The 16,293-nt window shown below is 28.9% G+C and carries 13 protein-coding genes; 1 reads left to right on the plus strand and 12 read right to left on the minus strand.

Translation table 11 applies throughout. The features are described from left to right. Nucleotides 1-63 precede the first annotated feature (63 nt). Nucleotides 64-2,067 (minus strand): CHASE2 domain-containing protein, encoded by a 2,004-nt coding sequence (locus tag F754_RS0105435; RefSeq protein WP_023648909.1) that lies wholly within the window; start codon nt 2,065-2,067, stop codon nt 64-66. Next, nucleotides 2,064-2,804: an A24 family peptidase gene (locus tag F754_RS0105440; RefSeq protein WP_155242599.1), complete on the minus strand. Its 741-nt coding sequence runs from the start codon at nt 2,802-2,804 to the stop codon at nt 2,064-2,066. The genes F754_RS0105435 and F754_RS0105440 overlap by 4 nt, the downstream gene beginning before the upstream one ends. A 200-nt stretch (nt 2,805-3,004) precedes the next feature. Here F754_RS0105440 and F754_RS0105445 point away from each other — a divergent pair, with 200 nt between their 5' ends. Continuing rightward, complete coding sequence (locus F754_RS0105445; protein WP_023648911.1) at nt 3,005-4,294, plus strand: SpoIIE family protein phosphatase; 1,290 nt, start codon at nt 3,005-3,007, stop codon at nt 4,292-4,294. Nucleotides 4,295-4,297: 3 nt separating this feature from the next. On the opposite strand, the gene F754_RS0105450 is transcribed toward F754_RS0105445, so the two are convergent. The 10 genes from F754_RS0105450 to F754_RS0105495 form a co-directional block, all read right to left on the minus strand. Next, nucleotides 4,298-5,539 carry an FAD-binding oxidoreductase gene (locus tag F754_RS0105450; protein WP_023648912.1) on the minus strand — a complete coding sequence of 414 codons (1,242 nt, stop codon included), beginning with the start codon at nt 5,537-5,539 and terminating at the stop codon, nt 4,298-4,300. 69 nt (nt 5,540-5,608) lie between these two features. Continuing rightward, nucleotides 5,609-6,733: a rod shape-determining protein RodA gene (gene rodA / locus F754_RS0105455; protein WP_023648913.1), complete on the minus strand. Its 1,125-nt coding sequence runs from the start codon at nt 6,731-6,733 to the stop codon at nt 5,609-5,611. Next, entirely contained in the window at nt 6,734-8,638 is a 1,905-nt protein-coding gene (mrdA, locus tag F754_RS0105460) for a penicillin-binding protein 2 (protein WP_023648914.1), read from the minus strand. It lies immediately after the preceding gene. Beyond that, complete coding sequence (gene mreD / locus F754_RS07630; protein ID WP_023648915.1) at nt 8,631-9,149, minus strand: rod shape-determining protein MreD; 519 nt, start codon at nt 9,147-9,149, stop codon at nt 8,631-8,633. The genes mrdA and mreD overlap by 8 nt, the downstream gene beginning before the upstream one ends. Beyond that, nucleotides 9,149-10,006, minus strand: a complete 858-nt coding sequence (mreC, locus tag F754_RS0105470) for a rod shape-determining protein MreC (protein WP_023648916.1) — start codon at nt 10,004-10,006, stop codon at nt 9,149-9,151. Before mreC ends, mreD begins: the two co-directional genes overlap by 1 nt. A 5-nt stretch (nt 10,007-10,011) precedes the next feature. Continuing rightward, nucleotides 10,012-11,040 carry a rod shape-determining protein gene (locus F754_RS0105475; RefSeq protein WP_027303470.1) on the minus strand — a complete coding sequence of 343 codons (1,029 nt, stop codon included), beginning with the start codon at nt 11,038-11,040 and terminating at the stop codon, nt 10,012-10,014. Between the two features lie 7 nt (nt 11,041-11,047). Then, nucleotides 11,048-12,619, minus strand: coding sequence for a 2-isopropylmalate synthase (locus F754_RS0105480; RefSeq protein WP_023648918.1), 1,572 nt, complete (start codon nt 12,617-12,619; stop codon nt 11,048-11,050). A 101-nt stretch (nt 12,620-12,720) separates the two neighbouring features. Next, a complete protein-coding gene (locus F754_RS0105485; RefSeq protein WP_023648919.1) occupies nt 12,721-14,403 on the minus strand; it encodes an ABC transporter ATP-binding protein in 1,683 nt (560 codons plus the stop codon). Next, entirely contained in the window at nt 14,400-15,326 is a 927-nt protein-coding gene (locus tag F754_RS0105490) for an ABC transporter permease (protein WP_023648920.1), read from the minus strand. Before F754_RS0105490 ends, F754_RS0105485 begins: the two co-directional genes overlap by 4 nt. After that, nucleotides 15,319-16,257, minus strand: a complete 939-nt coding sequence (locus tag F754_RS0105495; RefSeq protein ID WP_027303471.1) for an ABC transporter permease — start codon at nt 16,255-16,257, stop codon at nt 15,319-15,321. Before F754_RS0105495 ends, F754_RS0105490 begins: the two co-directional genes overlap by 8 nt. Nucleotides 16,258-16,293: the final 36 nt, after the last annotated feature.

A 16,293-nucleotide genomic window follows, 5' to 3' on the forward strand; every position in this document is an offset into this window, starting at 1 on the left:
AATTATAAATGCAGTTAATAAAGAAAATATTAAACATAAAAATAATAATTTTGTCATTAGATATTAAATTTTTATTCCAAGAGCAGTAATATCATCCCTTAAAGTAAAACCTTTTTCAGTTAATATTTTGGATGCATGACTGATAATCTTTTCAGGAGAAGTTGAGTTTAACTTTTTAATTTCATTTTCAAGTCCAGCAACTTCAAGCTCTTTACCTTCGTCAATATAGCCTTCCGTTACCCCATCGGTGTAAATTAAGATAGTCTTATTAGTGATATCCATCACTGTCGTTTTAAAAAAACTTTCATCTTTAACTGGCATTAAACCCATTGGAGGTAAAGTAGATTTTATATATTCAAAATTAAATTGTGGATCAAGAACCATCATTGGTTCATGACCCATATTGATAAATTCCATTTCTTTTTTTTCTAAATTAATTCTACCCAGAATTGCTGTTATAAACATTGCTTGATAAGACGAATCTTTTACTTGATTGTTTATATAAAGTGCTGTTTTAGCAACAGATGAATTCATTTTTGTTAGAGATCTAAATACAGCAGCTGCATTTGCCATTAGTATTCCTGCTTTAATACCCTTGCCAGTAACATCCCCTAATATAAAATAAATTTCATTATCGTTTACTTGATAATAATCATAATAATCACCTGAAACATCTTTAGCAGGTGTGTTTTGTGCAAATATATATTTTTCAATTTTTTTATTATTTGGAAACAGCTTCTTTTGAACTTCTCCAGCTATCTCTCTTTCTTTTTTTAAAATTGATTGTTTTTTTTCATTTTCAATAGCAATAGAATTTTCCTCTAAATATCTAAAGTAAAGTGAAGTCATAAAAGCTAATGTGCCTGCAATACTTGAAAATAAAAAATCTATATAAAAATTAAATTGATAAATAATGATACTAGACAAATTAATTAAAAAAATTGATCCTACAAAAAATATAATACTAAATTTTGGTTTAATCTTAATAGGTATAAGGATCAAAAGTATTACAAGTATTAAAAAAATAATATTTTCTGCTAAGTGAGTATAAATATTCTTAATAATACTCTCATTCTTTAAAATGTTATCAATAATATGAGCATGAACCTCAACTCCAGGAACTGTTTTTCCATTTGAAATTTTAACAATATCAAATAAAGCTTGAGCAGAGGATCCAATAAGAATTATTTTGTTTTTAATTCTTTTTTCATCGAAATCGTTATTAATAACATCAATAGCTGAAACATAATTTTCTTTAGAAAATTTATTAAATTTAATATTAATTACTGCATTTTGATCACTTGGAATTGAATTTTTTCTAGTCTTAATTAACTCAATTCCATTTTTATTACTTTTAACCAATAAGTTTTTTTGGTCTGTTGCAACCCGAACCGTTTCAAGAGCTAATGAAGGCCATATTCTATTATCTATATTATAAAGTACAGGCACATTTCTAATTATGCCATCAATATTAGGTATTAAAGAAATTGAACCAATACCACTTGCAGCATTACTAATTTCTTCAAGAGAAATTATTTTATTTTTAAATTTATATATAAAGTTTTTTGGATCTTCTCCCTTAGTAACAATTCTTACTTTAGGTTCAGAGTCGTTTTTAACAAAATTATCATTTGGCTCCCCCAATATAGGTAAGATAATTTTTGAACTTTTAATACTATCTACAAAAATCTTATTTGTATCAGCTACCTCTATGTCTATTAATTGACTACTTTCTTTTTGTAATTTTAATAATAAATCTTTTGGGTTTTGTTTATCCTCTTCACTAAAAACAATATCAAATGCAATAGCTTTAGGATTGTGTTGGTTTAAATTTTTTAAAATTATAGAATATATATCTCTACGCCATGGAAATTGTCCAACCTTTGCTATACTTTTTTCATCAATATCAACAATAGTAACATCTTGTACTTCACCTCTATTAAATACTTTTTGATAAAAATCATAATTAATAAATGAAATTTTTTGAACAATAGGAGGGTTGGTAAATTTAATTATTATTAAAAATAAAAAAATTACACTAAAATAAATATATTTTTTATCAATCATCCAAATAATAAATTTTTATATTGTTCTATAAAGATTATATACAAAATACACCCTATAATAATATAAGGACCAAATGGAATCTCGGATGAAAATCTTTTACTTTTATTTAATAAACTTGGAAAAACTACCAGCAATGCCACTATTGAAGAGCTAAATATTACAAATGGTAATGCAATCCAACCAAACCAAAATCCTATTACAGCTAATAATTTTGCATCTCCAAGCCCCATTCCCTCTTTATTTCTTAAAATCTTATATAAAAAAATAATTAACCAAATAATCCCATAGCCAAAAATACCCCCTATTAGAGAGTTAATGTAATTTGGAAATAATTCACTTAAATTTGGGTCAAATGATTTTACAAATCCTAATGCCATTAAAGGAAAGGTTAAACTATTTGGAATTATATAATGTTTTAAATCTATAAAAAAAATTATTATAAATGCTAAAGCTAAAATTAAAAATAAGACTGTTGTAAGAGATATTCCATGAATAAAGTAAATTAATCCAAAGGATAAAATACTTAAAAGTTCAACAAGTGGATATTGTTTAGATATATTTTTTTTGCATTTTCTACATCTCCCTTTAATGAATAAATAAGAAAGAACTGGTATATTATCATACCAAGAAATTTGTTTTTTGCATTTAGGACAGTATGATCTACCTGCAACCACTCCTTTGTCTAATGGGATCCTATAAATACAAACATTAGCAAAACTACCCCACAATCCCCCCATTAAAATGATGAAAATAAAATCCACTTAAGAAATAATATTAATTATATTTTAAATTGGCCCGCTAATTCAATAAAACCATTTATCAACAAATGAACCACAACCACTGCATCATTAAGATGTACATAAAAATTTGGTGAATATAATATGATTTCCATATTTGGTAAATTTATCAAAAAAAGGTTAAAATACTAGCTAATAAAATGCTCTTTTTTAAAACAAAAAAACCTATTCTTGAAGAAACGAGAAATGAAGCTCAAGATAATGTTGACCTACAAATTGTGAATAAAATGAATCAAGAGTTTGCAATTTCTCTTGATTTAAATGAAACCTTAAACACAGCTTTAAAAATAATTATTACAAGATTAAATGCTGAAGCAGCTAATATTTTTTTAATAAATAATAAAACAAATAAATTTGAATGTATTGCATCTCTAAATCAAGATCATCTGGACGAATATCAACTTAATTTAAAAGATGGAGTAATGGGAAAAGCAGTTGATCAAAGAAAGTGTATTCGTGTTGGAAATGTTAGAAAAGATGTAAGAGAAATTGCTGAATTTTATTTTGATCTTGATAATAAAACTAATTTTATGACTTATTCAGTTTTATGTTCTCCATTAATTGCAGCTAACGATTGTATTGGTGTAATTCATTGTTTAAATAAAAAAACAAATGAGAAACTATTTATTGAAGATGATCGAAAACTTTTAGAATTATTATCAACCCCTGCCGCTCTTGCTATTCGAAATGCAAAAATGGCCCAGGAAATGGTAGAACAAAATAAAATTCAAAAAGAAATAGAGATAGTAGGAGAAATTCAAAAATCACTTTTGTCTTCAAATAAAAAAGAACCTTTTCCATTGGCTGGTATCAATATTCCTGCAAAAGTTGTATCAGGAGATTTTTATAATTTTAATGATTTGGGTAATGGTAAATATGGATTTAGTGTAGCAGATGTATCTGGTAAGGGAATTAAATCATCTTTGCTTATGTCTAAGGCATCAAGTTTATATAGTTATCTTAGTAAAACTAATTTTTCACCAGCTAATTTATTAACTCAACTAAACAATGAAATTTGTGAAACAATTTCTAGAGGGATGTTTGTGACAATGTTGATTGGAATTTATGATCGTAATTTAAAAGAACTAACATTATCTAGTGCTGGCCATGAACCCCCAATCATATTAAATCAACAAAATGAATTTTCAAATTTTAATGAAGCTGGACCTCCCTTAGGAATAGTTCCTAAAACAGAATATAAAGAGCATACTATTAGTTTTAATAATTCATCCATGTACGTTTTTACTGATGGTATTACTGAAATTAAAAATACACAGGGTGAAGAACTTGGCTCAACTGGATTTCAAAATTATATAACAAAATTTAAAGAAAAACCTAATAGTGAAAGACTTCAAGAGATTGTCGATAATATATTAAACTCTAAATATATCCAAAAAGATGATTTAACAATTGTAGTTTTAGACTCTTAAAATTTAGGAAAATCTTAATGAACTATAGGGTTTCAAATCTAAATTGGTATTTTCATTGGCAATCATTCCAGAAACAATCTTTCCTGAAATAGGCCCTAAAGTCCAACCTAGGTGGTGATGACCAAAACAATAAAAAATATTTTTATAATTTTTAGATGGTCCCATTACTGGAAGAAAATCTGGCAAAGATGGTCTAAAACCTAACCATTCATCTTCGTGTTCTGGCAAGTCTCCAAGCATATATTTTGCATTATCAATCAAATTTTTAATTCTAGATTTAGATAATGGATTATTTAATCCACCAAACTCAACAGTGCCTACTACTCTTAGGCCTTGTTCCATAGGAGTTATTCCAAACCCACGATTTGAAAATATTACTGGTCTAGATAATAAATGATCACAATTTTTAAAATGCACATGATAACCTCTTTCAGTGTCTAATGGTATTTTCTCATCCAAATTATCTGTCAATTTTTTAGAAAATGCCCCACAGGCTATTACTGCCTTATCAAAATTAAAACTTTGATTCTCAGTTTTAAAAACAGGTTTCTCATTATCAAAGTTTATATCTTTAATATTTAATTTATTAAATTTTCCGCCTTTTTTTATGAAAAGATCAAAAAGTTTTAAAAGAATTTTTTTTGGGTTTCTTGCATGTCTAGCATATGGATAAAAAACCCCTGCATGATAAAAATTTTTTATATGTGGTTCAAGATCATGAATTTCTGCTTTATTAACCAGTTGTTGCTTAACACCTAGTTCGTCTCTAATCTTAATCTCTAATTCTCTACTTTTTAAATCTTTATCATTCCAAATATAAAGAATTCCCTTATTTTCAACCAAACCCTCTAAATCAATTTCATCGAATAATTCATCATAAGCAGGCAAAGCTAAGTCTAAAATTTGATGCATATTTTTTGCAGTGTGCATCATTTTTTTTGAAGTTGAATTCATAATAAATTTTAAAAACCACGGAATCATTTTTGGTACATAATTCCACTTTAAAGCTAAAGGTCCTGATGAGCTCATCAGCATTGAGGGTACATCTCCTAAAACGTCGGGTCGATTAAGAGGAACTGAAGCATAAGGAGAAAAATGGCCAGCGTTACCATAAGATGCAACATGACTTCCTGGTATATCTCGGTCAAAAATAGTTACATCAAATCCTTTTTTTTGTAAAAACAAAGCATTAGATACACCCTGTATTCCAGCACCAATTACTCCAATTTTTAAATTTTTATTCACAAGAGTTTTATACAGACTAAAATTTAATATTTAAGAGCGACAAATTATACATAATTTTAATAAAAATTATTAAGCTATCATCTGCTTACTATGAACTTTGGCACTCATTACAATACCAAAACCAATCATTGTTGCTAACATAGATGATCCACCGTAAGACATTATTGGCAATGGAGAACCTACTATTGGTAATAAACCTAGAACCATAGATAAATTAACGGTAATATAAATAAAGAGAGCAAAGGCAAAACCAAAACAAAATAATCTTGCAAAACTGCTTCTACAAATAGTTCCTATTCTTATAACTCTCAGTATAATAATCGTATATAATATTATTAATCCAATTGATCCTAAAAAACCAAATTCTTCAGAAAATAAAGTAAAAATAAAATCTGTATGTTTTTCAGGAAGAAAATCTAAATAACTCTGTGTTCCATTTAAAAATCCTTTTCCAGAAAAACCACCAGATCCTATAGCTATTTTTGATTGAATAATCTGATAGCCAGCACCTAAAGGATCTCTATCTGGATCTAAAAATGTTAAAATTCTTAATTTTTGATACGGCTCTAATACAGTAATAATAAAAGGCAAAGAAATTAAAAAAGTTATAAAAGAAACAATAAAATATTTAATTTTAACTCCTCCTAACCATAATATAATTAGTCCACTTGAAGCAATCAATATTGAAGTCCCAAGGTCTGGCTGTGCTAAAACTAAAATAATTGGTAGGATGATTATAACTAAAGAAATTAAAATACTAGAAAAAGTATTAACTTTTTCAATACTTATTCGATGATAATACTTTGCAAGACACAATATAATTCCAATTTTCATTAGCTCAGAGGGTTGCAAAACAATCAGATAAAGGTCTATCCATCTTTGTGATCCTGATACTTTTATTCCAAATATAGATACCCAAATTAATAATAAAATAATCAAAAAATAAAAAAAATAAGAAAAATAATGCCAAAGTTTTATGTTAAAAAAAGAAATCATTAACATCATCATAAAAAAAGTAGATAATTTTAAGAGATGATTTTTTGAATGTGATAAAAATTCACCCCCATCTGTTGAATACATTACAAAAAAACTTATTATTCCTAAAATAAAAAGACTAATTAACAAAATGTAATCTAAATTTTTTATTTTTTGAAATAAACTTAGATCTGAATTTAATCTTGTGTGTTGAAACATCTAAATATTAAATTCTTTATAATCAGGAGATTGTTTCCTAATTTGATGTTTATCTATTATAAGCTTAAATAACTCCTTTGCCATCGGTGCAGCAGCAGCACTTCCTGATCCACCGTGCTCAACAATAATACTCAAGGCATATCTCGGATTAATATATGGACCAAAAGCAACATATAAAGCATGATCTCTTTCTTTATAAGGTATTTGAAAAGTTTTTAGATCAAGTTCTCTCTCTCTTTTACTTATACGCTTAACCTGAGCAGTTCCAGTTTTTCCAGCAAATTGATATTTTGGATCATCTATTCGTGATTTATATGAAGTTCCTCTTAATTCATTAGTTGAACTAAACATTGCTTCTTGAATAATTTTGATATTTTTTTGATTTAAAAATAATGGTTCGTAAAAGTTGTTTAATTTACTACTTTCCATAGCTTTAGTGACTTGTTCAGAAGTTAATCGATTGTCATCTGTTAAAATTTTAGGTTTAATTTTGTAACCTCCATTTGCTATTTGAGCTGTCATTAAACAGAGTTGAATTGGAGTTGTTTGAGTATACCCTTGACCAATTCCAGTTATTAAAGTTTCACCAAGAACCCAGCCTTTACCAAGGTTGTTTATTTTCCATTGAGTGTCTGGAAATTGACCATTTTTTTCATTTTCAAAATATTCACCAAGTACTTTTTTCCCTAATCCAAATTTTTCAGCAGTCACTTTTAATTTATCAACACCAAGTTTTCTTGCAATTTCATAAAAATAAGTATCACAAGATTGTTTCATTGCATTATTCAGACTCATCCACCCATGTCCTTTTTCTTTCCAGCAGTGGAATGTTTGGCCATGCAGTTCCATTTTACCCTTACATTGAACTTTAAAATTGGTATCCATTATTCCATTTTCTAAAGCAGACAAAGCGACAATTGGTTTTATTGTTGATCCTGGAGAATAAAGTCCTGAAAGTGTTTTATTTATTAATGGTTTTAACGGATTATTTCTAATTAATTGCCATTCATCTTGACTAATACCAAAAAGAAAGGAATTTGGATTGTACGATGGAGAAGAATACATTGCAATAATTTCTCCAGTAAAAATGTCCATTACACTTATTGATCCAGCTTTATCTTTCAATAATTCTGCAGATAATTTTTGAACATCCGTATCAAGTGTTATTCGAATTTTTGAGCCCTGTGCTCCTTTTTGATAATCAAGCTGATTAATTCTTTTTCCATATGCATTTACTTCATATCTTTGAATATCATTTATACCAATCAAGTCGTTTTCAAGAGTTTTTTCTAAACCTAATTTGCCAACTTTAATTCCTGGTACAAACTTTTCTTTAATGACATTATTTGACAAAAGATCATTTTCGTTAGGTTGGCTAACATATCCAAGTACGTGAGTATAAACTTCATCAAAAGGATAATCTCTTGAAATAGTCATGACAGGTTTAACACCTACTAATTCATATAAATAATTATTTATAACTAAAAATTGATCCCAACTTAAGTTTTCAGAGATAATTAAGCTTTCCCAAGGTTTTAACTGTTGCTTCTTTTTTTTTATTTGCTCAACTCTTTTATTGCTTAGTTTTAAAATAGTTTTTAATCTTGAAAGTAAATAATTAAAATTTTCAACTTGTTCTGGAATAACATGAAGCTGATATACTTTTAAATTTCCTGCTATAATATTTCCAAAATAATCAACTATATTTCCTCTAATGGGTGGTAATTTCCACTCTCTTATTCTATTTTTGTCTGAAAGTGTTAAGTATTTTTTATTATCATTTATTTGCAAAGAAAATAATCTAGTAATTAATCCTCCAAATATTATTAATTTAGCTATACCAATTATAAACATTCGGCGATTCATGATATCTGATTTTCTTATTGTAAAATTACGATCAATCATTTTTCTTTAACTTGATTTTTTTTTCTAAAATATTGAATAAAAAAATAAAAACTGGGTAAAAGATAAATGTAAACCCTGAGTTAATAAAATATCTCATATAACTTACTTCGATTGAAAAAATTAAATCTAAACTAATAACCTGAATTGAGTTAACTAATAAGATTGTAATTAACAAGAATATCCAATCATTTAAGAAATTTGGAGTAATAGTAATATTTCTTAAATATGCTGTAACAACACATATTAGTAAATAACAAAAGCTACTTACTCCCATTGGAATCCCAATCACAACATCATTAATTAATCCTGCTATAAAAATTGCACCATAATTTAAGTATCGTGGGCTTTTCAAAGTCCAATAAAATATTAAAGTATAAACAAAATTAAATGAAAAATATTCTATCTCTAAATAGTTTAGATCAATTTCATTTAATACAGATAAAAACAAAAAAAATGATGGAAAGTAGAATAATAAAGATTTTAAAAAATTATTCTTATTTAAAGAAGACATTAATTAGTAACTCCTGTTTTGTAGGAAACTATTTTTATATAATTTAATTGTTTAAAATCTGAAAAAAAGTTGACTATATTTTGTCCAGTTGCTTTGTTTTCAGTAATTTTACCAACAGGCATTCCTGACTTAAACAAATCACCATAACCAGATGTATAGACTATGATTTCTTTACCATTAATTTCTTCATTATATTCATCCTTTGTATATTCGATTAAACCAAAATCTTTACCCGAGCCGGATAAAACTGCATGAATATCTAATGGTTCTAATAATACTGGAATTTTACTATTAAGATCAGACAAAAGTAATGCCCTTGAATTGGTATAGTTTACCTCTATTATTTTGCCTACCAGATAACTATCATCAGCTATTGCCATTCCAATTTTTACATTATCTTTTGACCCTTTGTTTAAGATAATTGACTTTAAATAAGGGCTATTTTTATCAATTAATACTTTTGCGTAAATATCCTCAGATTGTGAACTTTCATTAATTAAATCTCGTAATTTTTTATTTTCTAAAATTAAAAAATCATTTACTAATTTTTTTTTTCTTAGTTCATTTAATTCATTTTCATTTTTTTTAAATTCATTATAAATCTCAAAATGTTCTTTCATTCTTACATTTAGATTTTTAATATAATTTTCTGGAGCAGAAACAATAAACGAAGATCGATATACTACTTCATTAATACCAATCTTTATGTATTGAATTGTTTTAAAGTTTAGACTACCTAAAATTAAAATTACTAAAGATAAAAAAATTAAAGTAAGTAATGAAAATTTTTGTTGGTAGCTTTTTTTTAGAAAAGCAGATCGTATTGCTATAACAAAATCATCTCTGCTTGAAGCCATTAGTCTTAATATTCAGATAACATGGTAGAAAATGTCTCTTCTTGATCTAAAGCTTTTCCAGTACCAACCGCTACACAAGATAATGGATCTTCTGCAACATGAACTGGCAAACCTGTTTCTTTCGAAAATCTTTTGTCAATATTTTTTAATAAAGCTCCACCACCTGTTAGTGTTAATCCCATATCAACTAGATCAGCAGATAATTCTGGTGGAGTATTTTCTAAAGCTTGTTTAATTGCATTAATCATTTCTCTCATAATGTCATTTAATGCTTCTGAAGTATCTTCTTCAGTAATATTTACTTCTTTTGGAGTGCCTGATCTTAGATCTCTTCCTTTGACTGGATATGTATTTTTTCCTGTTGCAATAGCTGTACCCATTTCTTTTTTAATTTTTTCAGCTGTGCTGTCTCCTATTAGTAAATTGTACTCTTTCCGCATATAGTTAACAATTGCAGTATCCATTGCATCCCCAGCAACTCTTAATGATTTAGAATAAACTAGTCCACCTAAAGACATCACAGCAATCTCACTAGTCCCACCACCAATATCAACAATCATTGATCCAGTCGCTTCAGAGATTGGTAAGCCGGCTCCTATTGCTGCTGCTATAGGTTCCTCAATTAATTGAACTCTTCTTGCACCTGCTGCTAGTGCACTATCTTGAATTGCTTTTCTCTCTACAGGTGTTGAACCTGTTGGTACACAAATTAAAATCCTAGGATTTGCAAATGTGCTTCCTTTATGAACTTTTTTTATAAAGTGTTTAATCATTTCTTCAGTCACAATAAAGTCAGCAATCACACCATCTCTTAAAGGTCTGATGGCACTAATATTTCCTGGTGTTCTTCCAAGCATAGTTTTAGCTTCATCACCTACTGCTAAAACATTTTTTTTTCCACCTTGATCTACTATCGCAACAACAGAGGGTTCGTTTAAAACTACACCTTGTCCTTTTAAAACAACTAGTGTGTTTGCTGTTCCAAGGTCGATTGCCATATCTTGGCTCCAGATTTTTTTAAATTTATCGAAAATTCCCATTTTATATACCTCTCATCTTTTGATTTTCTTGCTCTATAGGAGCAGTTTTATCTCGTTTAATTATCATTTTATTTAAAGCATTTATGTAAGCATTTGCTGATGCAACTAACGTGTCAGTATCTGCTGCTTGCCCAACTGTTGTTTTTCCTTTTTCTTCAATTTTAACACTCACTGTTGCTTGCGCATCTGTTCCCTCTGTTACAGCGTGAACTTGATAAAGTTGTAAATTAACATCGTGTGGATAAAGAGTTTTAATACATTTGAATATAGCATCAACCGGCCCATCACCTGTTTCTGAAGCTTGTTTCATATCTCCATAAACATCTAAAGTCATCTCTGCTCTTTGAGGCTCACCTGTACCTGCAAAAACCTTTAACGATTTCAAATTAATTGCATTAACTTTATTATCAGTGATTAAACTATCATCCACCAATGCAATAATATCTTCATCATAAACATGCTTTTTCTTATCTGCTAGAACTTTAAATTTTGCAAATGCATTACTTACTACATCATCTGTAAGATCAGGGTAACCCAAACTATTCATTTTATCTTTAAAAGCATGTCTTCCAGAATGTTTACCCATAACTAAAGAAGTTTGTTTAACTCCAACACTTTCAGGTGTCATAATTTCATATGTCTGTCTATTTTTTAACATCCCATCTTGGTGAATTCCTGCTTCATGAGCAAAAGCGTTTTTACCGACGATTGCCTTATTGTACTGAACTGGAAAACCAGTTGCGTTTGATACAATTTTTGATGCTTTATTCAATAATGTTGTATTAATTCCAGTATCATAAGGCATTAAGTCTGGTCGTGTCTTAATCGCCATTACAACTTCCTCTAATGCTGCATTACCTGCTCTTTCTCCTAACCCGTTTATTGTACATTCAATTTGTCTTGCCCCTGCTTGTACACCAGCTAAAGAGTTTGCGACTGCTAATCCTAAATCATTGTGACAATGAGTAGATAAAATTGCTTTATCAATATTTGGGACTTTGTTTAATAATGTTTCTATTATCTTTGTAAATTCTGAGGGTATTGTGTATCCAACAGTATCAGGAATATTTATTGTAGTAGCTCCACTTTTAATCGCAAGCTCAACTGTCTTACACATATAGTCCATGTCAGTTCTTGTTCCATCTTCACAAGACCATTCTACATCATCCGTAAATTTTCTTGCATAAGCTACATGTTTTCCAATCGACTCGTATACATCCTCTGGAGACATATTAAGTTTATGTTTCATGTGTAAAGGACTTGTCGAAATAAATGTATGAATTCTAAATCTTGGGGCATATTTTAATGCTTCATAAGCTCTATCAATATCTTTCACTGAATGTCTAGAAAGACCTGCTGGAATAGAATTTTTTAAAATTTTACTGACTTCTGAAACTGCTTCAAAATCTCCAGGAGATGCAATTGGAAAACCAGCTTCGATAATATCAATGCCCAATTCATCAAATACTCTTGCGATTTGGATTTTTTCTTCCAAACTCATAGATGCACCTGGCGATTGCTCACCATCACGCATAGTAGTATCAAATATAAAGACTCTATCTTTGTCAGCCATAACTTAAAATTTTTGAAAAAGTATAATACAATCTATAAGTGAGAATGCAAAATAATTAGTTAAATTAGGTTTAAAACCAATCTATTTTTGGGTCTTCAAAATTAATTATAAATAGACTCAATTTTAGGCATTAAATGTAAAAGTTTTTTTGTGTAATCATGTTGAGGCTTCAAAAATATATCTTCGGTATTTGCAACCTCACATAATTTACCATCTTTTAATACACCAATCCTATCACACATCTGTCTCACAACAGGCAGGTCATGGCTGATAAACAGAATTGTTAAATTCAATTGCTCCTGAAGATCTTTTAATAAGTTTAAAATTTGTGCCTGAATACTAACATCTAAAGCTGAGGTTGGCTCGTCACAAACTAGAAGTCTTGGTTGTGTAGCTATCGCTCTTGCGATAGAAATTCTTTGTCTTTGACCACCAGAAAATTCATGAGGATATCGATCTGCAGATTTTTGTGACAGTTCAACTGACTCTATCAGATCATAAATATAATTATTTAAATCATTAGCTGATATTGAAGGATTGTGAAGTTTAATTGGTTCTGAAATAATATCCTTAACTTTTAATCTTCCATTTAAAGAAGAATATGGATCTTGGAAAATCATTTGTATTTGTTTACGAAATTTCATCATTTCTGACTTATTTTTAATTTTGGTAATACAAACATTATCAAAGAATATATCTCCAGAGGATGGTTTAAATAAATTTACAATCATTTTTGCAATTGTAGATTTTCCACTTCCACTTTCTCCTACCAGCCCAAAAGACTCTCCCTCTTTTATTTTAAATGAGACACCATTTACCGCCATTACAGAATTTTTTGAATTTTCAGTAAAAAAATTATCATCAAAACTTTTATTTAAGTTTTTAACCTTAACTAAATCTTGTTCAATAATTTCTTTTTTATTCCATCTATTTAAAATTTTTAAATTATTATTTTGATTATATTTGTTTTCTTTATCAATAATTACAAATCGAGAAATTTTCTTATTAGTTGGAGGCACTGAACTAATTAAACTTTTTGTGTAAGTTTCATTGGGCTTTGTTAATATTTGTTTTGTTTCATTAATTTCAATGAGATTTCCACTTTTCATCACAGCTACTCTATCTGCTGTCTCTGCAATCACTCCCATATCATGAGTAATTAAAATAACAGCAAGATTTCTTTCTTTTGTAAGTCTCTTGATTAAATCAAGAATTTGAGATTGAATTGAAACATCTAAAGCTGTAGTTGGCTCATCAGCTATTAAAAGTTCTGGTTCACAGCACAACGCAAGTGATATTACTACTCTCTGTCTCATGCCTCCTGAAAACTGATGAGGATAATTGTGAAATCTTTTTTCAGCATCTTTAATTCCAACTTCTTTTAAAAGATCTATTGATTTATTTTTTGCTTCATTATTTGTTAAATCAAGGTGTGTTTGAATAGTTTCAATTAGTTGTTCGCCTACAGTAAGTATTGGATTAAGTGAGGTTTGTGGATCTTGAAATATAAGTCCAATTTTTTTTCCTCTATATTTATAACTATTTTTTAGATCTTCATGGATATTTAAATCACCTAGCGTTACTGACCCACTTGAAACTTTACCAGGCGTATCGATTAAATTAATAATTGCATTTCCAACAGTACTTTTTCCAGATCCAGACTCTCCAACTAATCCTAAAATTTCTCCTTTATTTACCTCAATATTTACTCCTTTAGCAGCATATATAGTTTCTTTTCTCATTGGATAATCAACGCTTAAATTTTTTATTTTTAAAAAACTCATTTTTTTAACCTTGGGTTTAAAGTGTCTCTCATCCAATCTCCTAAAAGATTTATAGAGAAAGCTAAAATTACTAAAAATATTGCTGGAAAAAAAGTAATCCACCATTCACCTGAAAATAAAAAATCATTACCTAATCTAATCAATGTTCCTAGAGACGGAGTTGTAGGCGGTACACCTACGCCTAAAAAACTTAAAGTTGACTCTGCTATGATTGCAAGAGCTAAACCAATAGTTCCTATGACTAATACTGGTCTTAAGATATTTGGCAAAATATGCTTGAACATTATAATTAAATTTGAAACTCCAATTATTGTTGAAGCTGAAACATAGTCTTTATTTTTTTCAACTAATGTGGCTGCCCTTGATACTCTTGCAAATTGAGGCCACTCAGAAATTCCTATTGCAAATATTAATACATAAATAGCCATTTCATCATGCATTTCTCTTGAAATTAATCCTCTTGCAATTCCATCCACTAAAAGAGCCATTAAAATACTTGGCACTGTAAGTTGAACATCAGTTAATCTCATCACTATCATTTCATATTTGCCACCAAAATAACCTGCAGTTAATCCCAAACCTACTCCAAGTATCAAACTAAAAATGATTGCTGAAAAGCCTACTATTAATGAAATTCTAGAGCCATAAAGAATTGTTGATAACATGTCTCTACCTTGTCCATCTGTGCCTAAAATAAATTTTGCAAGTCCATCTTCTGTCCATGATGGTGGGGTAAAAGCTTCCATCAATGATAATGATGAAGGATCAAATGGATTGTATGGAGTGACGAATTCTACAAAAAATGAACAAAAGAAAATTATGAATAAGATGATAGATGATACTATTGCTGTAGGAGATTTTATAAAGCTATGATAAATATCACTATCTTTAATTCTATCCCAGGTACTGATAATGTTATCCATTTACAACATCTCCTTTAACCCTAATTCTTGGGTCTATAAAATAATAGAGAATATCAACAATAAAATTTATCATTACAAAAACAAAAGCAATAAAGACTAAGTAGGCTGACATAATTGGAATATCAACAAATTGAACAGCTTGAATAAATAAAAACCCCATACCTGGCCACTGAAAAACTGTTTCGGTTATAATTGAAAATGCAATTAAAGTTCCAATGTTAATTCCAGCAATAGTAATTACGGGAATTAATCCATTTTTTAATGCATGTTTATATTTTATACTATTTTCACTAATTCCACGCGCACGAGCAAACTTTATGTAATCTGTTTGTAAAATTTCCATCATCTCTGCTCTTACAAGCCTAATAATATACGTCATTTGAAAAAGGCTTAGTGTTACGGATGGAAGTATAATTGCCTTTAATCCTGATATAGTTAAAAATCCTGTGGTCCAAAAACCAAGATCAACTACCTCACCTCGTCCAAACGAGGGCAAAATTCCCAAAATTACAGCAAATAAATAGATAAATAATATACCAATAACAAAAGTAGGAAGTGATACTCCGAGTAGTGAGATTGCTAAAATCATATCACTTAAAAACCCATCCCTATGTATTCCGGTATAAACACCTAATAATGTTCCAGAAATTAATGCAATTAATGCAGAAATTACAACAAGTTCTATTGTAGCTGGCAATCTCTCTGTTATTAACTCGGAAACTGGTCTTCTTAATTGATAGGAAATTCCAAATTCCCCTTTAGACGCATTTACTACAAACCTCGAGAATTGAACATGAATTGGATCCATTAATCCTAATGTTTCTCTTAATTCAGCTCTTTCTTCATCTGAAGTTTCTTCACCAACCATATTGTTAATAGGATCCCCAACAAAATTGAATAAAGAGAAGGAAACAAAAGCAACAACAAGCATCACCAAAGCAGATTGAAACAAACGTTTAAAGAAATA

The sequence above is a fragment of the Candidatus Pelagibacter ubique HTCC8051 genome, assembly GCF_000472605.1.
GTDB lineage: Bacteria > Pseudomonadota > Alphaproteobacteria > Pelagibacterales > Pelagibacteraceae > Pelagibacter > Pelagibacter communis_B.